Source organism: Streptomyces sp. NPDC060000, from assembly GCF_042737375.1.
In the GTDB taxonomy this organism is placed as follows: Bacteria; Actinomycetota; Actinomycetes; order Streptomycetales; family Streptomycetaceae; genus Streptomyces.
In genome coordinates this window covers 40,036-57,052 of the sequence record NZ_JBHWUU010000069.1, presented here as the reverse complement: position 1 = coordinate 57,052, position 17,017 = coordinate 40,036, and the positions used below count along the sequence as shown (strand labels likewise).

Genomic DNA, 17,017 nt, shown 5'->3' with positions numbered 1-17,017 from the left:
CCCCGGCCCAGACCGGGGCCCCGGCCGCGAGGGTCCGGCCAAGCCTGCGCGGAGCGGTCGCGGCCTGCCGGAAGTTGTTGCCGGGGTGAGGTCCTGCACCCGGGGAGGTAGAGCAGGACCGTCACCCCGGCTCGGGGGGGTGCTGGCTGGAATGCTTTCCCCAGGGGGATCTCGGGGTCAGAGGGCCAGCCGCACCTGTAGTACGTCGAGGGGCCGAATCCTGTTACAGGACGTCGCGGAGGAAGACTCGGGGGGAGGGCGGCGACGGGAGGAAGCGCAGGCCCTGGAGGTCGAAGCGGGACCTCGGGATCAGCCCGGTCATCTTCAGGGGCTTGCCCTCGGCCACCCACCGGGCGATGGCTTCCTTGGCCCGCTTCTCCAGGTCGGCGCGCTCCTCCGCGGAGAGGGGCACGGGCTTGAAGCCGTACACGGCCGCGCCGTCGGCGTTGCTGCCGAGGTCCCAGCCGAGTGTGGCCTCCAGCCGCTGGGCCTGCTTGATGAGCTCGGCCAGGGCGCGGAGGGTGGAGCAGCCGGGGCAGTCGCAGGGCGCGGCCGCGGATTCGGCGGCCGCCGGCTGCTCCGCGGTCAGGGGCTGCTCGGCAGTCGAGGCGTTGAAGCTCGCGACGAGGTCCTGCTCCTCCTCGGCCCGAAATATGGCCCGCCGGAACAGCTCTACGTCGAGCTCCTCGGCCCGCTGCTGCTCGGCAGTGAGCTGATACCAGTGCCGGAGCTCGCGACCCTCCCCCTGGGCGATGAGGCGCTTCACCTCGTAGTAGTTGCGGGTGAGGTTCGGCGGAAGCATGGTGCGCATGGGCCTGGATGACGTCGTCATGTTCGGGGGAACGCCGCGCGGCCGGATTCTGTGACACCCCTGCCTTGCCGCTGCTGCGCCTTGTCGGCGCTCGAGCTCTAGCAAGCCCAGGGACGCGCCGATGCCTGAGCGAAGCGAAGGCATCGGAACTTACTTGATGGTGGTACTTGATCTTCTTACTAAAGGGGCCCAGTCCTCCGGCACCCGGTTCTACGGCGCCCCAGAAACCGGCGACCGGAAAACGGTCCCCGGTGACCGGGGACCGAAAACCGGTCCCCGGTGTGACCAGCGCAGATGCAATAAGACGACCGGCCCCGATTGTGCTGGGGCCGGTCGTCCTGGAACGGGCGGTGCTACAGGCCGCGTCGCCGGCGGGCTGCGGCCCGCTGCTTGTAGATCAGGTTCCGCTCGACGCCGGCGTGCTCGGCGATCTGCTCGGGTGTCCAGTCGTAGGGCGCCTGGGACAGGGCGAACACTGCCTCCTGCATGATGCGCACGGCGACGTCCCGGCGGCCCCGCGCGGCGTAGACGAGCGGCGCGGTCTTGAGGAGCTTCTCCTCGGCGTCCTCGACCCGCGCGATGCCTGCAGCCTCGGCGGCCTGGGCGAGCTCCTCGCCCGAGCCGGTCGGCAGCTCGTGGACATGCTTCTTGTTGCCGAACATCACCGTGGCGAGCGCCTGCCGGTAGCCCATGTTCCCCAGGCCGACGGTCTTGGCTAGGCCAAGACGCTGCTCGTAGAACCACAGGTGCGCAAGCGCCTCGTCCCGCTCGTCGAGGTGGAGGGCAATCTCGGCGTCGACCTGCTCGAGGATGCGGGCCGCCTTCACGACCAGGTCCTCCGCACGGGCGTGGACTGCGTCCTCGGGACGCCCGAGACCGAGCTCCTTGAGGACCTGCCGTTCGGCGTCCTTGCTGATCTGGTCGTAGTTCGGGGCCTTGATGCGCGGGCCGTAAGTCTTGCCAGCCTTGGGCATGGTGGCTGTTCTCCGTCCAACTGTGGCGCGACTCGTGCGCCGTGCGGCGACTGGGGCAACCCCATGCCGCCGCATCGGCAGAACAGTACACCAAGGGAAATGCCCTTGTCAGGGGTGCCGCGACGGCACGGGTACTGACCTGCAGCGGAGTACAGCGAATGCGCGGCCGCCTACGACGAGGACGTAGCCGTTCCCGTCGTGGACGGACTTCTGCCCGGGAGCTGGGTTACTGGGAGTGTCGGTCGTCGCGATCCGGCCGAAGCCGAGGTTCGGGCCCTGCGGGATGCGGGCGGACCACAGCCGGAACGGGCCCAGGCGCAGGTACCGCGGCGCGCGAATGCGGCGGTGCATCGTGACGCGGGTCATGAACGGAGCTCCTTCTGCTGGGCCTTGAATGCGGCCTGCGAGCGCTGGTACGCGGGCCACTCGCTCCGCGGCACGAGGGAGAACGCCCCGACGACGACGGGGCCGAGGATGACCTCGAGGCCGGCTCTCTTCGCGTTCTGCCCCTCGCCGTGCATCGCGAAGGCGACACCGAAGATCAGGGGTGGCGCCGCGGCAGTCACCGGCCATACCCCGGCGGTGAACCGGCCGAGGTCGACGAAGCGTGCCCGGCGGACGGAGAGCAGCAGCTCCAGGGCGAGGAACACGGCGGCCGCCACCCACGAGTCGCCCCACCACAGCAGGGCCGCGACCAGGCCGTACGCGGTCCACTCGCCCAGGAACCGGGCGGCCTTCTTGACCCGGGTCCGGTCCGGCCGGTGGAACCACACGGTGCCTGGGAGCACCGTGATGGAGTCCGGGTCGTCATCGGACCAGGACCAATGCCGCTCGTAGGTGGGGGTCGGGGAAGCCCCGTGGTCGCCGTCGTGCTTGGCCAGGCGCTGGCATTGGACGTCGACGGCGAAGCAGGACCAGGTGGTGCACTGGCGTCGGCGTCTCATCGCCGCCCCCAGGTGCACAGGAACTCGGCCACGCCGTCGAAGAAGCCTTCGGCTACGGCGGCGGCCCAGTCCCAGGCCGTGCGGCGGGCGCGGCGGGCGCGCTTGCCGGGCCTCATCGGGCGGCCTTCCTGTGCAGGTCGCCGTGACGTTCCCGGCTCGCGCGCAGGTCGGCGCGGGTGGCGAGCTTGGCGCACATCAGCGTGCGAGAGGCGACCGTGACGGTGCAGCCGATGCGGGTGCGGTTGCCGCCGAACACCCAGCCGGTCGACACCGGTACGCGCCGGATGGTTCGCCAGCCACCGATCGTGTACCGGCCGAACCGGTGGCCGAAGTCGCGATACCAGCCGCGCGTGGTGTGGCACGGTCCGGCGAACACGCCGAGGGCGACGGTGTATCCGAGGACCGATGCGGCGAAGCCGATGATCCTGTTGCGGCCCTCGACGCGTGTACGGATGGCCTTCGCGCGCAGGCGGTGCTTGCCCACCCACCCGGCGAGATACCACTGGGCGGTCAGAGGGAACATGCGGACACGGCCGGGGGCGGTCATCGAGTCACCGCCATCGGAGCGCGGGCACCGTCGGGGGTGAGCTGGTACTGGCGGCCGTCCGCGTACTTCACCAGGACCTCGCCGGGGAGCTCCGGCCGGCGGACCTTCCAGCCGGCCGCGTAGGACTCCCGCGGGTTGTCCTCGAACCAGCCGTTGCAGACGGTGCACACGAGGAGCAGATTGTGCGACTGGTTGATCCACTCCTCCCGCGCGCCGCCCATGCCGCGGTTCACGCGGTGGTGGATGGTCAGGCCGTCCCGTGTCCCGCAGCGCACGCAGGCGCCGCCGTCGCGGTCGTAGACGATGGCCTTCACCACGTCGGTGGGGCCGGTTCGCCGTCGTGCCTTCACAGCACTGGTCTCCTCGCCTGCCCCGGGCGCCGGACCGCGGGGAACGCGGCCCAGGTGATCGCGTCCGGGGCGAGGCGGGGAGAGTGGACGGCGGCCGCGGCTTACGTCGCGTGCCGATCGCAGCGCCCGCTCGTTGGCCGGGCATGACCGACGGACTGGAGGCAGCCGCTACTCGTGCAGTGGCCGAGGCGGAGTTCTACCTGCTCTCGTCGTCCCCTCACGCGTCGCTCGCCGACATCATGGAGGCCGCGCTCGACGAAGTTGAACGTGACGGCGCAGCGGGGGAGCGGATCGAGGCAGCGTGGCCGGAGCTGGCCCGCATCGAGTGTCTGTACCCCGGGCGGTCGACGACGCGGGAACTGCTCGAGGCCGCCGGCGTCACCGCTCAGGCGCTCGGCCTGGAGGACGGCGACCAGGAGCTCATCGACATGTGGCTGGCCGAGGGCCCGAATCTCAGGTGACGTGATGTGAAACGGCAGCTCAGGCCGCGTCACGTCACCTCGTCGAGAGGCGGGCGAACAGGCTGCGCCCGGTGGGGCGGCGAAGGCCGAAGTGCCGTTCGGACTCGGCGTCGAGGTACTCCCGGCACGCCGTGAGGAACGGCATCGACAGGCCGTGGACGGACGTGTCGACGGGACCGGGCGGGGCGTACAGGTCCAGGCCGCGGACGAGCCGCTCGCAAGCGTCGACGAGCTGCCGGGCGGCGGCCTGGACGTCCGGGCCGCCGTCGAGGATCACCGCGCCCTGGCGGTGTCCGAGGGTCTGCAGGCGCTCGTACGCCGCCTTGCGCTGGGGCTGTCGGGCCGCCGGGGGCAGAGCGGGCCACGTCTCGAGGATGTGCCCGATCTGGTCGACGGGCTCAACGAACTCGGCGTACGACTGCGCACGCCGCTGGTGAATCTGGCGCCAGGCCGCGCCGTCTGGGACACGCTGCTCTCGGGCCGCGGTCGCGCCGGCGCGCACCACGAAGTGGGCGACGGCCCCGCCCGCAGCGGTGACGGCAAACGCGGCGATGAAGGCGGTGGTGGCGTCCATGCTCGTCATTCTGCCGTCTGGCAGGTGCTAGCCAACAGGCGGCGTCTTCGCCCTCAGAGGCGCCCAGAACCGTTCCACCTCCTCATCAGAGGCTCCGAAGGGCTTCACCTCCTGCACGAGGTGCTCGAGAGCGGTCTTGAGGCCACCCAGCGCGTACGACTCCTGAAGGTCGGGGCGGTCGGGATGCTTGGCGGCGGCCTCTTCCTCGATCGTGAGCAGACAGCGTTCCGCGCGGGCGACAGACGTACCGATTACCAGACGGCGGGCGTGCTCTGCAGCCTCGGCGTCTTCGTGGCTGTCGGTGTTCGTGTCCTGTTCCGAGGTCTCCATAGCTACGGCAACGAGGACCTCGAGCGGGGGTTACTCCAGGCAGGTGAGGTGACGCGATACGGATCCGGGGCACCACGTCACCACACCTCTGCCGGGTCAGGCCTTCCGGTGCTCGGCGAGCGCCTGCTCGAGCTCGTCGAGGATCGTCACGATGTCCTCGATCTTCACGTAGGAGATCGAGAACGAGGTGAGACCGTTCGCGAGGACATCGACGTAATACTCGGCGTACGTCAGCTCGTCCTCGTAGCTGTACTGGCCGGGCTCGGCCTGGGCGAACCCGCCGGGCCCCTCGTCGAACCAGTTGACGCCCCAGACCTCTTCCATGGCCTTGCCCAGGGCCGACTTCGGGACATCCTCGAACTCGATCGTGGCGCGCCCGTGGTCATCGAGGCAGGCCTTGCCAGATCCCTCGCCGGGCGTCGCCCAGCGCAGGGTCGGGCCGAAGCACTGGCACCGTGGGTCGGATGTGCTCAGGGCGGGGAACGCCGCGGTGAACGCTTCCTGCGCGGCGAGCTGCTGGTCGTTCCAGTTCATCCGCCAGTTGTCGAGTGCCTGCATAACGTGCGGTCGCACGCTGCTCCCTTCCGCCCGGGGCGCGGGGCCACCGGTCGGCGGCCGCGGGGCGCGCCACGGGCAAGGGGCGCACCCTGCACGGTGTGGAGGTTTTGTGTCCGCTGCCGGGTTACTGGGCGGTCACTGCGGGGCCCGCGGGGGAGGTGACGCGGTCGCACGACTCGTACAGCGAGAACCACTCCTCCGGCTCATCGGTTGTGCCGCCCAGGGCGACCAGGCGGCTCCCGCCGTACGCGCTATCGGCCAGGAACGTCATGGTGGCGCGCATGTCCGGGTCGGCGATTCGGTCCGCGTCGGCGACGACTGCGACGTACTGCAGGAGGCCGCCCATGCTGTCGGGGGTGGTGTTCCACACGGCGAACGCCATGATGCGCTGCGGGCCCTCGAGGTCGTCGGCCCACCAGGCGCCCCGCTGGAGATCGAGCCTGCCGGGCAGACAGGCGTTGTCGATGAACCGGGCGAGGATGCGCCAGACGCTCGCCGACGTCGACCGGTACGGGGCGAAGGAGACAGCGAACCGGGGGCCGTCGCCGAACGGGCGGGGGCAGGACACCAGGGCCGTCCACGCGACGAGGACCGCGGCCGCCGTGTGGTTGTCGAGGCCCGGGATGCGGGCAGCGATCCGGCGGGCGTCGGGGTCGGCGACGACGTCGAGGGCGGCGCGCAGCTCCTCGTCGAGGACCAGGCCCAGGACGTCCTCGGCGAACCCGCTGGGGGTGTCTCGCCAGAGCTCGTACGCACTGCCGGTGTGCCGGTCGAGGGCAACCATCACGTCCAGGAGCACCGAGTCGTCCAGGGCGGCAACGTGGGTGAGCCGCTCGTCGACCGGCAGGTTGAGCAACCGGTGGGCGAGCTCCGCAGACTCCACGGCCGGCTGCGCGATCCGGTGCGGGCGGTTGAAGGTCCGGGCCTTGGAGGCGAGCGCGGCGCAGCGGGTGAGCGGGATGTACGTCATGGGCGCGCACCGTAGAGAGCACGGGTGCTTGCGTCGCGCCCCAGCGGGGCCCCGGGTCCGAGCTCGTCAGTCCAGCACGTCGTATGTCCCCGCCGGCCAGTCAGCAAACAGCGTGTGCTGCACCTCAGTCCGCTCCGGCGTCCACTTCGTCGCAGCCCAGTGCAACTCGGCAGGCTCGTAGGCGGTCAGGACGCGCTCCTGGTACCCGTTGAAGTTACCCGGGTCGGACGCGATGCCGATGTAGACGGGCGCGTCGTCGGGGAGGTCCTTGATCGCGTCGCGGAGGCGGCCAGCCGTCCAGACCTCGGGCGAGTGATCGTGGGTGTCAGCCATGACGGAAGTATCCCAGTTGATGCTCTTCGCAGAGGCGCATGCGCGCCGAAATCGAGGCCGCCTCGCGAGCTACTTGGCACTTGGTTCGTCGCTCGTTAAGGGCACCCCATGGCGAGGGACCCCGCGCGCGGGGTCCACGGGGAGGTGGTCACGCGTCACCAGGCACGGGATGCGGCTGTGCCCCGGCCGAGGAGTCGTCCGGCCGGGGCACAGCGTGGGGTGAATCAGGCTTCGGTGCCGCCGCTGGTGCCGGGCGAGCACTCGGGGTCGAAGATGTTGCAGTCACCGCCGGACGGGTCCGACGGCATGGGCGCGGTCGGCGACGGAGTCGGCTCCGACGGTCGGCTGGTGGCCGGGTCGCTGGGCGACGGGTCCGCGGGCGCGGTCTTCGTCGGGCCGGGCTTCGGGTCGCTCGAGGAGTCGCGGTTCTGCACGACGACGATCGCGAGCATCGCGACGACCAGGACCAGGGCGAGGCCCAAGCAGACGACCATCACGCGGAGCAGGCGCTCGCACCGCGGGCACGGGGTCTCTCGGGAGCAGGGGGCGGGCTTGGGACAGACGGGCTCGGACACGGGTGACCCTCCGGTACGGGAACTGGGGGACCGGACGGTGTCCGCCGCGGGCGCCTTACGTCGCGCGCTGCCCTCCGGGGCCGTCACCGCTTGCTCAGGGAGACGCGGGGCGGCGCGGCCGGCGCCTTCGCGGCGGGCGCCTTCGGCGGGGCGGCGGGCTTCCGCGCGGTGCTCGAGCCACTCCCGGAATGGTTGGTACCAGCGTGCGCCGCGCCCCCGGACCCGTACGGCAGGCACGTCACGGGGTCCACCGTGCCGACGGCGTACCCGGGGCAGCGGCGGGAGCGGCCGTCGCTGTCGTCGTCGATGTCGACGTCGGCGACCAGGATCGCGAACAGCACGACCAGGCCGAACACGAGGACCCCGGCGGCGGCGGAGACGATCAGGCGGGACGTGCGGTCGTCCCGGAGCTTGGTCATGGGGAGCTTGGTCATGGCGTGGCCTTCCAGGCGCGGAGTGATGAGGCCGCGGATCGTGGAGGCCGTGGGCGTCTTGCGTCGCGTGCTGCCTACAGTCGGAGGCATGAGTGAGATCCCGGAGCCAGAGCCGGCCCGCCCGTGGCGGCCGGAGGACGGGCCGCGCCCGGAGGTGAAGACCTGGCCGCGCGGCGACCGCCCGGCGCTCGAGGTTTGGTCAGCCGGTAGGTGGCGGTACGCGCCGGTCATGGCGCGGCAGAACTGGGCGGACGGCACGGTCCGCTACCAGGTCGATGTGGACCTCCGCGGAGACACGACGGTCGTGATCCGCACGTACCAGTGGCCACAACCCGGGTTGCGGAAGGGCTACGACAGCGGCTCCACGCCGTCCAGGACGGGCGACGGGCAGCGCCAGGGGGGAATGCCGCGGGCGCGGCCCCGTCGGGCGTAGACGGGCCGTCAGGGCGTTCGGTCCTACCGCGGCGGCTCCTCGTCGGCGAGCCGGTCGAGGTCGGCGTCCAGGGCGGCAAGGTCCGGCTGCTCGAGGAGTTCGCTCATGGCGGCCTCCCGCATCTCCGGCTGGTAGGCCGCGGTCACCTCGTCCGCGGTGACGCCGAGCCCGCGGGCGAGCTGGGCGGTCTGCGCGTCGTCGAGGCCGTTCGTCGCGGCGATGGCGGCCCACACGCGGAACCTCTTCTGCGCCTCCTCGTCCAACTCCCAGCCCATGGCGCGGGCGTGGCGGCACATCCAGTCGTAGAACGACTCCGCGGTCATCAGTCTCCGATCTCGAGCGGGGGGCGGGTGCGCCCGGGTCAACGATCCCGCGGCCCGGGGCGGCGGGTGGCCGTTCGCGGAAACAGCGGCGCCTGGCCGCCGCGGTGAAGTGGCGCGCGGATGGCGATGGGCGTAGACCGGAGGTATGGCTGGCACGCAGCGGGCCTGTGCGATGTGCCGCGAGCCGCTGCCCTCGGGCTCGGCGCCGCGGCGGCGGTACTGCTCGGTCGCGTGCAAGTCGGCTTGGTTCCGGCGATTCCGCCGCTACGGCCGTGGCCTGGACCTCATGGCCGACCACACGATCGGAACCGGACCCGCCTGCCGGACGTGTGGCCGCCGTCTTGCTCCCGGATACTTCACCCGCTCTGACCAGGTGTTTTGCTCTGGCGCCTGCCGGACGGCGGCCTGGAGGAAGCGCGAGCGGGCAGGTTCGGCGGAGATTGCCGTGTGACGGCTACGCGATCCGGTGGCCCACCCCGCCGACAGGAACGCCCAGCGCCCAGCGCTCGGGGAAGCTGACGCAACCCCGACGCCCGGCTGCCCACAACCATGATCAGGTGCTTAGCGTTACTGGCTGTCCCGTGCCGAGAGGCCGTCAGGCGGCGGTGCCGACGTCGTCGCGGGCCAGGGGGACGGCGCCCTTCGCGGACTTGAGGGCCTGGCGGGCGGCGACTAGGTCCGCGCCCTCGACGCCATGGTCCCGGCAGGTCTTCCACCAGCCGTGCGTGTGCACGTAGGCCGTCGCCTCGAGGAGCTCCTCCCACAGCTTGTCGAACGCCGCGGCGTCGGCCGGGTCCCAGCCGGGGGAGGCCGCGCGGCCGGCTCGCTCCCGGCCCCGGTCGGTCACCTCGGGCCACCCCTCGTGAGGCTCACGCGACCAGGGGAGGCGCGCCTGGAGGCTGTGGAGCTCGGCGTACAGCTCCGCGGCCCGGCGCTGCGCGTCTCGGAGTTTCTGGGGGAAGTCGTGCGGGTCGAACGGCGTCTCCTCGGCGGGGGCCTGCTCGGGGGGAGGGGTGGCGGTGCTCATCCTTCGGAGCCTAGTTCGAGTCGCTGACAGCACTCGCCCTCGGCGCGGGCCCTGGCCTCATCCATCGGGGTCGGCATGTGCACCCGGACGGGCGGGGCCAGATACTCCACGATGACCTGCCCCAGGTGCGCCCGGAGCGCCCGCTCGTACCCCTCACGCATGGGCGGGTCGGCGACCATGGCGTTCCAGTGGTTGCGCGGCACCATCTGCCGGTAGCCAACCTCCTCGCCGTTCACGGTGGCTGTGACGCTGAGGACGACGGGCGCGGGGAACGGGTCCTCCGCCTCGATCGCGGTCGGCGCGGTGCAGGGCGGGGTGTGTTCGCTCATGCCCTGGGAACGGCGCGCGGCGGCGGCCTGTGACAGCCACCCAGTACGGCGCGCGCTGGCTCTCCTCGAGCCGCGCGGCGAGGAGACGGAACGCGGCGGCGGCCTCGCGGAACTGGCTGCCCGGGAGATACGCGCGGAAGCGCTGGAACGGGGTGATGGTCTCCCGGAGTTGGCGGCCGATGTCGAGGCGCGGGGGGAACGTCTGGTTGCTCATGCCGGGGGGAACGTCGGGCGGCCCCGGGCTGTGACAGGGCCCGGGAACGACGGCGGCCCCGCCCGAGTGGGCGGGGGCCGGGCGGCCGGTCAGGCGACCGTGGCGTACTCCTCGGCGCTGCTGAGGAGCTCGTCCATCCGGTAGAGCTGGCACAGGTAGTCGGCGGCCAGGGCCTCCCCGTCGACGTCGAAGAACTGGGCGAGCACCAGTCCGGCCATGAGCGGGGGGACGACGTCGGCGGGCTGCTGGAACGCGCTCGTGCGGGAGCCGTACCAGGGGTAGGAGGCGCGGAAGCCGACGAGGACACCGGCCTCGTTCTGGGTGAGGCGCAGGCCGTCAGAGACCCGCTTCCAGGTGCGGGCCTTGCCGGTGAGGCAGTTGGATGGCTTGTCGGCGGAGAACTCGTTCCCGCCCTTGGGGCGGCCGGTGGCCGGGTCGATCGGGCGGACGCCACGCGTGTTGATCCGCTCGCCCTCCTTCCAGCCGAGGGCCTGCGCCATCGTGGTCTGGCGGACGTTCGCGGCGGGCGTGGGCAGGTACGACAGGCGGCGGGAGGCCAGGAAGAACACCCGCTCGCGGCGGGAGGCGAGCCCGAACTGGGAGGCTTCGAGGGTGCCGTGGGTGGTCCAGTACCACTCTCCCTCTTCCTGGCCGCCGCGCAGCTCCAGGCGGATGTCGTCGAGGATCTGCTGCGGCAGTCGGCTGGACTGCTCCATCGCGATGAACTGGAGCGGCGCGCCAGCGGCCTGCATGCCGAACGCCCAGAACAGCAGCTCCGCCATGAGACCGATACGGGCGTCGGTGAGCGGGGCGAGCTGGGCGCGCAGCTCGCCCCAGGTGACGCCGGAGCGCGGAGCGAACCCGTCGTGGTAGCCGAGTTCGTCGCAGGTGTCGCAGCCCTCGCACCAGTCGTCGAGCTCGTTGCCGGGGAGGAACCCGCCCGCCTCGGAGGTCTGGGCGAGAACTCGGCACAGGGTGAAGATGTTCACCTCATCCTGCCCGGAGTGCTTCCCGGCGGGCGAGAAGGAGGGGCAGGGCGGGGAGACGATGAGGCCGCGCACATGGCGCAGGGCGTAGTGCTCGGGGTCCAGGGTGGTGATGTCGGCGCAGATGCGGAAGTGCCCGGCAGCGCGGGCGGTGGCGCATGCGTCCTTGGAGATGTCGATGCCGACGGCGTCCACGGCGACACCGAGGACGGCAGCGATGCCCTCGGACCAGCCGCCGGGGCCTGCGAACAGCTCGATCACGCGGATGGGGTCGCCGGGCAGCGGGTCAAGAAGCCAGCGGCCGGGGAACGGGGAGGCGGCGGCGTCGAGGACAGCGAGGACCTTGGCCGGGATCGGCATACCGTTCTTGCGGGCCAGGGTCGCGACGTGAACGGCGGTTGCGACCGCAGGGGGCAGGGTCCTCATCTGGTGTTCCTCTTCTTCGCTGGTTCCCGTCGGCGGTGCTCTCCACCAACACGCCGAATAGTACACCAAGGGAAATTTAGAGGGATGCGAACAGGGAAAACGCACAGCCCGTTTCCCTGGGCTGTGCGTTCCGGTGGGGCGGGTCAGGCAAATGTCGCGGCGCGCGCCTGCCCCTCGAGCACCTGGGCGGCGGCCTCGACGTCGGCCCGCAGGTCGACCCCAGCGCGCCGGAGCTCCTCGAGCAGCTCCCCCGTGGTCGGGTCGTGGCCCTGGTCGCCGGCGGCGACGTGCCCGGCGACCTTCGTACGTAGCGTGAGGAGTTCGGTCTCGACGGCCAACAGCCGGCGCAGCAGCATCGGCAGCGCGGTGCGGGAGTAGTTGCCCAGTGCCTCGGTCGTGCGGCGCCCGGCGACCGTGTCGGCGTGCACCTCGGCGACGTCCAGGGCGAGGGAGAACGACGACGGGGGGCCAGGGCGCAGCATGCCGTCCAGCTCGGCGAGCAGGTCGGGCGTGGCGGGTTTCAACACGGGGTGTCTCCGATTCGAGGGAGGGGTGCGCCCGGAGCTGTGTCGGGCCCCGGGCGCGGCGGTCAGCGGGCGAGGTGCGGGGCGAGGGAGACGAGGAAGTCGACGCCGACGCCGTGGAGCTCGACGGAGGCCAGGGTGGTGTCGCGGATCCGGGCGGCGGAGTCGGCGGCCGGCGCGGCGTACCCGTACACGCCGGGCCGGGACCCGAACGCAATGCCGCCCTGGTCGGTCTGCTCGACGTCCACGTACTGCGCGAGGAACGCGGCCATGCGGCGCGGCAGACGTCCCCGGACGTCCCGTATGGGCCAGGTCTTCGGCTCGAGCGGCTTGCCGGGCAGGAACCGGGCCACGGCCCGCTCGACGGCGCGCACCGGGCCCTCGATCTGGACGTCGCACGCGGGGTTCGAGCCGTGCAGGGTGGCCGAGTAGCGCAGGCCGGACGACGACCAGGTGACGGTGGACGTGTTCACCAGCAGGCCGCCCCGCTCGTACGTCGCTGCGCCCTGGGCGCGCATCCCGGTGCCGATCTCGTAGAGCAGCTCCAGGCGGGCGCAGGATGCGTCCTCGCGGGCGCGGGCCGCCTCGTCGTCGACGACGGGCAGCACCAGGCGCAGGATCTCGCGAGCGACGGCGTCCGGGCGGGTGGTCTTGAGCGTGAGGTCCGGGCGGGTCGGCTCGCGGTCGGGGAGCATCCACCCGATCTCGGTGGTCCAGTTGGTGGCGTTGGCGACCAGGACCAGGGCGCGCGCGCCCTGAACCAGGCGGACGCCGGGGTGCCGGGCGGTCCACCACGGGGAGAACGGCTCGACGGTCCAGGGTGAGCCGGCCCGCGCGGGCAGCAGCGCCGCGACGTGCTCGGCGAGGGTGCGGGCGGGGCAGGTGGTGCGGGCCGGGGCGGTGACGGTGCTCATGTCGTGGGGCCTTTCGAGGGGGCCGCGCCCCAGCGCGAGGGGCAGGGGCGCGGCCGGACGGGTGAGGGTCAGGCCAGGTGCGCGGCGGCGGCGAGCAGGAAGTCGATGCCGACCGGGCCGACCTGGGCGCAGACCCGGGTGCCGTCGTCGATGGGGTCGCCGATCTCGGCGCGGGAGGGGAGCGCGATCCACCCGTGCAGGTCCCGGTAGCCGCCGAACTCGACCTCGTCGGCGTCGACCGGGCGGAGCTGCGGGAACCGGTCCGTCAGGTGGCGCGTGAACGGGCTACCGGCGTCCGTGGAGACGTGGCCGTCCATCGGGGGCAGCAGGACCGGCAGCGCGCCGTACAGGCCGCTCACGGGGCCCTCGTAGGTCAGGGAGTAGTTCGCACCAACGCCGTGCGACCACACGGCCCACTCTGCGCCGCTCGCGGACGTCCACTCGACGCCGGGGCCGTCGGGCCGCTCCGCGCTGCGCGGGTACATGCCCTGGTCGATGAGGTGGAACCCGAACTCGGTCAAGGCCGTGCCCTTGTAGTGGAGGACGTTCCGCCACCCCTTCTCGGCCTCGGTCGTCCGGATCGTCTCGGCGTCCAGGTCGGCGAGGATCCAGCGCACGGCACGGGAGGCGAGCACGGCGACAGAGGCCAGGTCGGTGGAGTCGACGACGGCGTCCGGGGTGACCGGGAACAGGCCGGGCCGCTCGGCGTACAGCTCCACGCGGTTCCCCTCCTCGACGACGAGCAGGGAGCGGCGGCCGTCGGTGATCCGGGCGGTCGCAGCGTGGTTGCGCATGCCGTAGGGGGCGGGGCCGACCGTCCACGCCTTGCCCCGGCGGGCGGGCAGGAGGGCGGCGAGCGGGGCGGCGGTGGTCGCCTGGGCGATGGCAGAGATCACGGGGTGTTCCTCGCTTCGTGGTTGGTCCGGCGCGGTGCTCTCCGGCCGGGGTATGGGGTCACGCGGGGGGTGCTTGCGTCGCCCGGGGCCCGGGGCGCGTGGCCCCGGGCCGGGGTGGTCAGCCCATCTGCACGGTGGGCGGCTCGAACACGACGGTCAGGGTGTCGGTGCTGTCGAGGGGGTCCACCAGGTAGGACACGTGGTCGGTGAGGGCCTCGTCCGCGCTGGAGAGGTCGACGGTTTCGATCTCCTCGGTGCGGCCGTCGAAGAACGTGACCCGCGCACCATCCGCGTACCAGAAGTAACCGTTCTCCCACTCGGTGGTGGAGAACACGGCGCGCAGGGGCTTGCGGGTGTCGCCGTCCTCGGCGAGCACTTCCCGGATGGCTTCCAGGATCACGGCGGGCAGCTCGGCCTCGCTCCGTTCCTGCAAGATGCGTCCGGCCTCGGCGTAGAGGCTGCTCAGCTCGTCGGTGTCCAGGGTGTCCAGGGCGAGCAGGGCGGGCGCGGTGGTCATGTCGGTACGTCCTTCGGTGAGTTCGAGGGGGGCGGGGCGTGGGGCCACGCCCCGGGGCGACTCGTACGTCCGGCCCCGGGGCGCAGCGGCTCTACAGGCCGAGGGAGAGCACGAACAGGGCGAGGGCGTCGCCCCACTCGCTCATCTCTTCCGGGGTGTGGGGGGCGTTCTCGGGGAGGCGTTCGAAGAACACGAGGTGCTCGTCGCCGGTCTTGCGGTCCCCGATCATCAGGTCACCGGTGGGGCCGTCGCCGTCGACGTACAGGCGCAGGGAAACGCGGTCATCGGTGGTGAAGATCAGGCCCCATCCGCCGAGGTAGCTCGACTCTGAGTCCCAGCCCGCCCCGAGGGATCGGGCGGTGGCGCGCGCGTAGTCGGAGAGGGGGTAGCTGTACTCCGTGCCGGGGGCGGGGTCGTACGGGGCGGGGGTGGGGGCGGTGCTCATCGCGGGTGTTCCTCCGGTTCGTGGTTGGCCCGGCGTGCTCTCGCCGGGTAGTACGCCGGGCGGGGGGATCCTGTGACGCCCCCGCCCGGCGGCGCAGGTCAGCGCTGGGCGTCGAGGTCGCGCAGAACGCGGGCGAGGTGTTCGGCCAGGGCCTGGAGGCCGTTCAGCGGCTCCGCGCCCTCGAGGGCGACGGTGTCGCCGCCCTTGCGCTGGACGGACAGGACGTCGTCCATGTCGACGTCGACGTGGAACGTGGCGTCGCCCCGGTAGATGGCGGAGCCGTCGCCCCACACGGTGGATTCGGCGTACCAGCCTTCACCGAGGAGCATCACGGCGGCGTGGGCGATGTGGGCGAGGGTGAGCGTCGGGACGTACGCGTCGATGGGGAGCGCCCCGGGGGTGTCCTGTGCGGCCTCGTCGGTCTCGTCGTCGTCGCCCTGCTCGGCGGCGTACGTGCGGTCAGCGCAGCTCCCGCACTCTCCGTCGTAGCCGTCGCCGTCGAGGGGCTCCCGGCACTCCTCGTTACGGCACAGCTCGTCGTCCTCGTCGTCCTCGTCGTCCTCGACGTCCGGGGGGATGAGCCGGCCGTCGCCGTAGCCCTCCAGTTCTTCGAGCAGCGCACCGTCGACCTTGTCGAGGTGGCCCAACCCGTCGAGTGCGATGGTGCCGATGGTGAGGCCGTGGCGCTCTACCCGGAACTCGATGTCGATCTCGTCGTCAACGACGCATCCGAGGTTGGTGACGACCTCCGCAACGTCGGCGGCTTCGGTCTGGATCATGACGGTCGCGGGCATGCGGACGTCGAAGCGCATGGGGTGTTCCTCCAGTTCGTGGTGTCCGGCGTGCTCTCGCCGGGGATTGGGCCGGGCGGGCGGGGCTTGTGTCGCGCCCGCCCGGCTTGGCAGGTCAGCGCTGGTTGTCGGGGCGGCCGTTGTCGACGCGGACTTCGTCCTCAAGGCGGAGGCGCTTCTCCCAGACCTTGAAGACCTGGCGCAGCCAGTCCTCCGTGCGCTCCCACTGGTGCGGGCCGTCGGCGTGCAGGAGGTGCAGCGCGTGCGCCTGCTCGGCCTCCCGCTGGGCGAACTGCGCGAACTTCGGGCGGGCCGAGTTCAGGGGGCGAGGGAACGGGAGCTCGCGGTCGACGAGCGGCACCAGGACGTACTCCCCGAGTTCGGCGGGGAACCGGGCGGCCGGGTGGTCCACGGCGATCTGCTCGGCCATGAACAGTTCCTCCGTGGCCTCCGTCGGCAGCTCCTCGTACGCGCCGGGCGGGACCGCCTCGAACTCGCGGGCGGCGGCGTCCAGGCGCTCAGCGATGCCCAGCAGGGCGGCGCGGATGGCGGGGTCGGTGGTGAAGCGGTCGCGGGCGATCTCGGCGACGACGCGGGCGCGCTGGGCGGCCTGGGCGTACTGGCCGACGAACGGGGCGGCGGTGGTGGTCATGGGTGTCTCCGTCTTCGGGGTGTCGAGTGGGGGCCGGGGCGCGGCGGGGGAGGGCCGCGCCCCGGCGGTCAGGGGGAGGGGTCAGGCGGCGGCGCGTGCGGCGGCCGGGCGGCCGAGGCGGAGCGCGGCGAGGAAGTCGGCCACCTGCTCGTTCTTCGGGGTGAAGCCGGAGAGGGCGACGGCGCGGATGTCCTCGCGGGTCCACAGGGCGACCGCGATGACGCGGTGGCGCTTCTTCCGGGCGAGGTCACCGGAGCGGGAGACGGTCAGGCCCTTCTTGCCGGGGCGCTTCTTCGTGGTGGTGCCCTTGCCCGCCTCGCGGTCGAGGCCGTTCGCCTTCTTCGTGATGGTGCCCGCGTAGGTGTGGGCGACGAGCGGGGCGACGCCACCGGCCATCAGGTGGGCGGAGGCGGGGGCGGGACCGGCGGCAACTGCCTTGATGGCGTTGCGGATCTCGCGCTGGGCGCGGATGCGGGTCCGGAGGGCGGAAGCTGCGCGGTGGCTGCGGGCACTGGCCATGTGGTGTGTTCCTCGGTTCCTTCGTTGGTTCGTCGGCGGTTGCTCTCCGCCAACAAGGAAATAGTACACCAAGGGAAACCGTGAGGGGAACACATGATCCGATCGGATCTGAGTTTCCGCAGATGAGACCACACCCGACCCGTCGCCTGGGGTCGGGTGT

At 72.0% G+C, this 17,017-nt stretch carries 27 protein-coding genes; 2 read left to right on the top strand and 25 right to left on the bottom strand.

The window, feature by feature from the left end:
• Nucleotides 1–223: 223 nt before the first annotated feature.
• The 6 genes from ACFWBB_RS31160 to ACFWBB_RS31135 form a co-directional block, all read right to left on the bottom strand.
• Nucleotides 224–811, bottom strand: coding sequence for a hypothetical protein (locus ACFWBB_RS31160; RefSeq protein ID WP_385278974.1), 588 nt, complete (start codon nt 809–811; stop codon nt 224–226).
• A gap of 353 nt (nt 812–1,164) precedes the next feature.
• Nucleotides 1,165–1,785 carry a hypothetical protein gene (locus ACFWBB_RS31155; RefSeq protein WP_385278972.1) on the bottom strand — a complete coding sequence of 207 codons (621 nt, stop codon included), beginning with the start codon at nt 1,783–1,785 and terminating at the stop codon, nt 1,165–1,167.
• A gap of 108 nt (nt 1,786–1,893) precedes the next feature.
• Nucleotides 1,894–2,151 (bottom strand): hypothetical protein, encoded by a 258-nt coding sequence (locus ACFWBB_RS31150; protein ID WP_385278970.1) that lies wholly within the window; start codon nt 2,149–2,151, stop codon nt 1,894–1,896.
• A complete protein-coding gene (locus tag ACFWBB_RS31145; protein ID WP_385278968.1) occupies nt 2,148–2,729 on the bottom strand; it encodes a hypothetical protein in 582 nt (193 codons plus the stop codon). Before ACFWBB_RS31145 ends, ACFWBB_RS31150 begins: the two co-directional genes overlap by 4 nt.
• A 112-nt stretch (nt 2,730–2,841) precedes the next feature.
• A complete protein-coding gene (locus ACFWBB_RS31140; RefSeq protein ID WP_385278966.1) occupies nt 2,842–3,252 on the bottom strand; it encodes a hypothetical protein in 411 nt (136 codons plus the stop codon).
• A 20-nt stretch (nt 3,253–3,272) separates the two neighbouring features.
• On the bottom strand, nt 3,273–3,626 hold the full coding sequence (locus ACFWBB_RS31135) for an HNH endonuclease (RefSeq protein WP_385278964.1): 354 nt from the start codon (nt 3,624–3,626) through the stop codon (nt 3,273–3,275).
• A gap of 179 nt (nt 3,627–3,805) precedes the next feature.
• On the opposite strand from ACFWBB_RS31135, the gene ACFWBB_RS31130 reads away from it, so the two are divergent.
• Nucleotides 3,806–4,087, top strand: coding sequence for a hypothetical protein (locus ACFWBB_RS31130; protein WP_385278962.1), 282 nt, complete (start codon nt 3,806–3,808; stop codon nt 4,085–4,087).
• A 34-nt stretch (nt 4,088–4,121) separates the two neighbouring features.
• On the opposite strand, the gene ACFWBB_RS31125 is transcribed toward ACFWBB_RS31130, so the two are convergent.
• The 7 genes from ACFWBB_RS31125 to ACFWBB_RS31095 all read right to left on the bottom strand — a co-directional run bounded on the left by ACFWBB_RS31125 (nt 4,122) and on the right by ACFWBB_RS31095 (nt 7,951).
• Complete coding sequence (locus ACFWBB_RS31125; RefSeq protein WP_385278960.1) at nt 4,122–4,661, bottom strand: hypothetical protein; 540 nt, start codon at nt 4,659–4,661, stop codon at nt 4,122–4,124.
• 27 nt (nt 4,662–4,688) lie between these two features.
• Nucleotides 4,689–4,991, bottom strand: a complete 303-nt coding sequence (locus tag ACFWBB_RS31120; protein WP_385278958.1) for a hypothetical protein — start codon at nt 4,989–4,991, stop codon at nt 4,689–4,691.
• A 96-nt stretch (nt 4,992–5,087) separates the two neighbouring features.
• Nucleotides 5,088–5,564: a hypothetical protein gene (locus ACFWBB_RS31115; RefSeq protein ID WP_385278956.1), complete on the bottom strand. Its 477-nt coding sequence runs from the start codon at nt 5,562–5,564 to the stop codon at nt 5,088–5,090.
• A 109-nt stretch (nt 5,565–5,673) separates the two neighbouring features.
• Nucleotides 5,674–6,519 (bottom strand): hypothetical protein, encoded by an 846-nt coding sequence (locus ACFWBB_RS31110; protein WP_385278954.1) that lies wholly within the window; start codon nt 6,517–6,519, stop codon nt 5,674–5,676.
• 66 nt (nt 6,520–6,585) lie between these two features.
• Entirely contained in the window at nt 6,586–6,852 is a 267-nt protein-coding gene (locus ACFWBB_RS31105; protein ID WP_385278953.1) for a DUF6225 family protein, read from the bottom strand.
• 224 nt (nt 6,853–7,076) lie between these two features.
• On the bottom strand, nt 7,077–7,346 hold the full coding sequence (locus ACFWBB_RS31100) for a hypothetical protein (RefSeq protein WP_385278951.1): 270 nt from the start codon (nt 7,344–7,346) through the stop codon (nt 7,077–7,079).
• 164 nt (nt 7,347–7,510) lie between these two features.
• Nucleotides 7,511–7,951 (bottom strand): hypothetical protein, encoded by a 441-nt coding sequence (locus ACFWBB_RS31095; RefSeq protein WP_385278949.1) that lies wholly within the window; start codon nt 7,949–7,951, stop codon nt 7,511–7,513.
• Between ACFWBB_RS31095 and ACFWBB_RS31090 the strand changes: the two genes are divergently transcribed.
• Nucleotides 7,950–8,294: a hypothetical protein gene (locus tag ACFWBB_RS31090; protein ID WP_385278947.1), complete on the top strand. Its 345-nt coding sequence runs from the start codon at nt 7,950–7,952 to the stop codon at nt 8,292–8,294. The genes ACFWBB_RS31095 and ACFWBB_RS31090 overlap by 2 nt on opposite strands.
• Nucleotides 8,295–8,317: 23 nt before the next feature.
• Here the strand turns inward: ACFWBB_RS31090 and ACFWBB_RS31085 are convergent, their stop codons facing one another.
• From ACFWBB_RS31085 to ACFWBB_RS31030, 12 genes are all read right to left on the bottom strand, one after another.
• Entirely contained in the window at nt 8,318–8,617 is a 300-nt protein-coding gene (locus ACFWBB_RS31085; RefSeq protein WP_385278945.1) for a hypothetical protein, read from the bottom strand.
• A gap of 595 nt (nt 8,618–9,212) precedes the next feature.
• Nucleotides 9,213–9,644 (bottom strand): hypothetical protein, encoded by a 432-nt coding sequence (locus ACFWBB_RS31080; RefSeq protein WP_385278943.1) that lies wholly within the window; start codon nt 9,642–9,644, stop codon nt 9,213–9,215.
• A complete protein-coding gene (locus tag ACFWBB_RS31075) occupies nt 9,641–9,973 on the bottom strand; it encodes a hypothetical protein (RefSeq protein ID WP_385278941.1) in 333 nt (110 codons plus the stop codon). Before ACFWBB_RS31075 ends, ACFWBB_RS31080 begins: the two co-directional genes overlap by 4 nt.
• Before the next feature lie 303 nt (nt 9,974–10,276).
• Nucleotides 10,277–11,599 (bottom strand): DNA cytosine methyltransferase, encoded by a 1,323-nt coding sequence (locus ACFWBB_RS31070; RefSeq protein ID WP_385278939.1) that lies wholly within the window; start codon nt 11,597–11,599, stop codon nt 10,277–10,279.
• Between the two features lie 143 nt (nt 11,600–11,742).
• Entirely contained in the window at nt 11,743–12,126 is a 384-nt protein-coding gene (locus ACFWBB_RS31065; protein ID WP_385278937.1) for a hypothetical protein, read from the bottom strand.
• A 62-nt stretch (nt 12,127–12,188) separates the two neighbouring features.
• Complete coding sequence (locus tag ACFWBB_RS31060) at nt 12,189–13,037, bottom strand: hypothetical protein (protein ID WP_385278935.1); 849 nt, start codon at nt 13,035–13,037, stop codon at nt 12,189–12,191.
• Between the two features lie 68 nt (nt 13,038–13,105).
• A complete protein-coding gene (locus ACFWBB_RS31055) occupies nt 13,106–13,933 on the bottom strand; it encodes a hypothetical protein (protein WP_385278933.1) in 828 nt (275 codons plus the stop codon).
• A 118-nt stretch (nt 13,934–14,051) separates the two neighbouring features.
• Nucleotides 14,052–14,450 (bottom strand): hypothetical protein, encoded by a 399-nt coding sequence (locus ACFWBB_RS31050; RefSeq protein ID WP_385278931.1) that lies wholly within the window; start codon nt 14,448–14,450, stop codon nt 14,052–14,054.
• 91 nt (nt 14,451–14,541) lie between these two features.
• Complete coding sequence (locus ACFWBB_RS31045) at nt 14,542–14,895, bottom strand: hypothetical protein (RefSeq protein ID WP_385278929.1); 354 nt, start codon at nt 14,893–14,895, stop codon at nt 14,542–14,544.
• A gap of 98 nt (nt 14,896–14,993) precedes the next feature.
• Nucleotides 14,994–15,707: a hypothetical protein gene (locus tag ACFWBB_RS31040; RefSeq protein ID WP_385278927.1), complete on the bottom strand. Its 714-nt coding sequence runs from the start codon at nt 15,705–15,707 to the stop codon at nt 14,994–14,996.
• A gap of 94 nt (nt 15,708–15,801) precedes the next feature.
• Nucleotides 15,802–16,338, bottom strand: a complete 537-nt coding sequence (locus tag ACFWBB_RS31035; RefSeq protein ID WP_385278925.1) for a hypothetical protein — start codon at nt 16,336–16,338, stop codon at nt 15,802–15,804.
• 81 nt (nt 16,339–16,419) lie between these two features.
• Complete coding sequence (locus tag ACFWBB_RS31030; RefSeq protein ID WP_385278923.1) at nt 16,420–16,857, bottom strand: hypothetical protein; 438 nt, start codon at nt 16,855–16,857, stop codon at nt 16,420–16,422.
• Nucleotides 16,858–17,017: the final 160 nt, after the last annotated feature.

What these genes read in the sequence shown, in the direction of transcription:
- ACFWBB_RS31045 (WP_385278929.1), bottom strand. Translation starts at nt 14,895, where the DNA reads ATGAGCACCGCCCCCACCCCCGCCCCGTACGACCCCGCCCCCGGCACG.
- ACFWBB_RS31110 (WP_385278954.1), bottom strand. Translation starts at nt 6,519, where the DNA reads ATGACGTACATCCCGCTCACCCGCTGCGCCGCGCTCGCCTCCAAGGCC.
- ACFWBB_RS31035 (WP_385278925.1), bottom strand. Translation starts at nt 16,338, where the DNA reads ATGACCACCACCGCCGCCCCGTTCGTCGGCCAGTACGCCCAGGCCGCC.
- ACFWBB_RS31085 (WP_385278945.1), bottom strand. Translation starts at nt 8,617, where the DNA reads ATGACCGCGGAGTCGTTCTACGACTGGATGTGCCGCCACGCCCGCGCC.
- ACFWBB_RS31105 (WP_385278953.1), bottom strand. Translation starts at nt 6,852, where the DNA reads ATGGCTGACACCCACGATCACTCGCCCGAGGTCTGGACGGCTGGCCGC.
- ACFWBB_RS31120 (WP_385278958.1), bottom strand. Translation starts at nt 4,991, where the DNA reads ATGGAGACCTCGGAACAGGACACGAACACCGACAGCCACGAAGACGCC.
- ACFWBB_RS31070 (WP_385278939.1), bottom strand. Translation starts at nt 11,599, where the DNA reads ATGAGGACCCTGCCCCCTGCGGTCGCAACCGCCGTTCACGTCGCGACC.
- ACFWBB_RS31125 (WP_385278960.1), bottom strand. Translation starts at nt 4,661, where the DNA reads ATGGACGCCACCACCGCCTTCATCGCCGCGTTTGCCGTCACCGCTGCG.
- ACFWBB_RS31050 (WP_385278931.1), bottom strand. Translation starts at nt 14,450, where the DNA reads ATGACCACCGCGCCCGCCCTGCTCGCCCTGGACACCCTGGACACCGAC.
- ACFWBB_RS31080 (WP_385278943.1), bottom strand. Translation starts at nt 9,644, where the DNA reads ATGAGCACCGCCACCCCTCCCCCCGAGCAGGCCCCCGCCGAGGAGACG.
- ACFWBB_RS31030 (WP_385278923.1), bottom strand. Translation starts at nt 16,857, where the DNA reads ATGGCCAGTGCCCGCAGCCACCGCGCAGCTTCCGCCCTCCGGACCCGC.
- ACFWBB_RS31150 (WP_385278970.1), bottom strand. Translation starts at nt 2,151, where the DNA reads ATGACCCGCGTCACGATGCACCGCCGCATTCGCGCGCCGCGGTACCTG.
- ACFWBB_RS31040 (WP_385278927.1), bottom strand. Translation starts at nt 15,707, where the DNA reads ATGCGCTTCGACGTCCGCATGCCCGCGACCGTCATGATCCAGACCGAA.
- ACFWBB_RS31100 (WP_385278951.1), bottom strand. Translation starts at nt 7,346, where the DNA reads ATGGTCGTCTGCTTGGGCCTCGCCCTGGTCCTGGTCGTCGCGATGCTC.
- ACFWBB_RS31075 (WP_385278941.1), bottom strand. Translation starts at nt 9,973, where the DNA reads ATGAGCGAACACACCCCGCCCTGCACCGCGCCGACCGCGATCGAGGCG.
- ACFWBB_RS31095 (WP_385278949.1), bottom strand. Translation starts at nt 7,951, where the DNA reads ATGCCTCCGACTGTAGGCAGCACGCGACGCAAGACGCCCACGGCCTCC.
- ACFWBB_RS31060 (WP_385278935.1), bottom strand. Translation starts at nt 13,037, where the DNA reads ATGAGCACCGTCACCGCCCCGGCCCGCACCACCTGCCCCGCCCGCACC.
- ACFWBB_RS31160 (WP_385278974.1), bottom strand. Translation starts at nt 811, where the DNA reads ATGCGCACCATGCTTCCGCCGAACCTCACCCGCAACTACTACGAGGTG.
- ACFWBB_RS31090 (WP_385278947.1), top strand. Translation starts at nt 7,950, where the DNA reads ATGAGTGAGATCCCGGAGCCAGAGCCGGCCCGCCCGTGGCGGCCGGAG.
- ACFWBB_RS31155 (WP_385278972.1), bottom strand. Translation starts at nt 1,785, where the DNA reads ATGCCCAAGGCTGGCAAGACTTACGGCCCGCGCATCAAGGCCCCGAAC.
- ACFWBB_RS31140 (WP_385278966.1), bottom strand. Translation starts at nt 3,252, where the DNA reads ATGTTCCCTCTGACCGCCCAGTGGTATCTCGCCGGGTGGGTGGGCAAG.
- ACFWBB_RS31145 (WP_385278968.1), bottom strand. Translation starts at nt 2,729, where the DNA reads ATGAGACGCCGACGCCAGTGCACCACCTGGTCCTGCTTCGCCGTCGAC.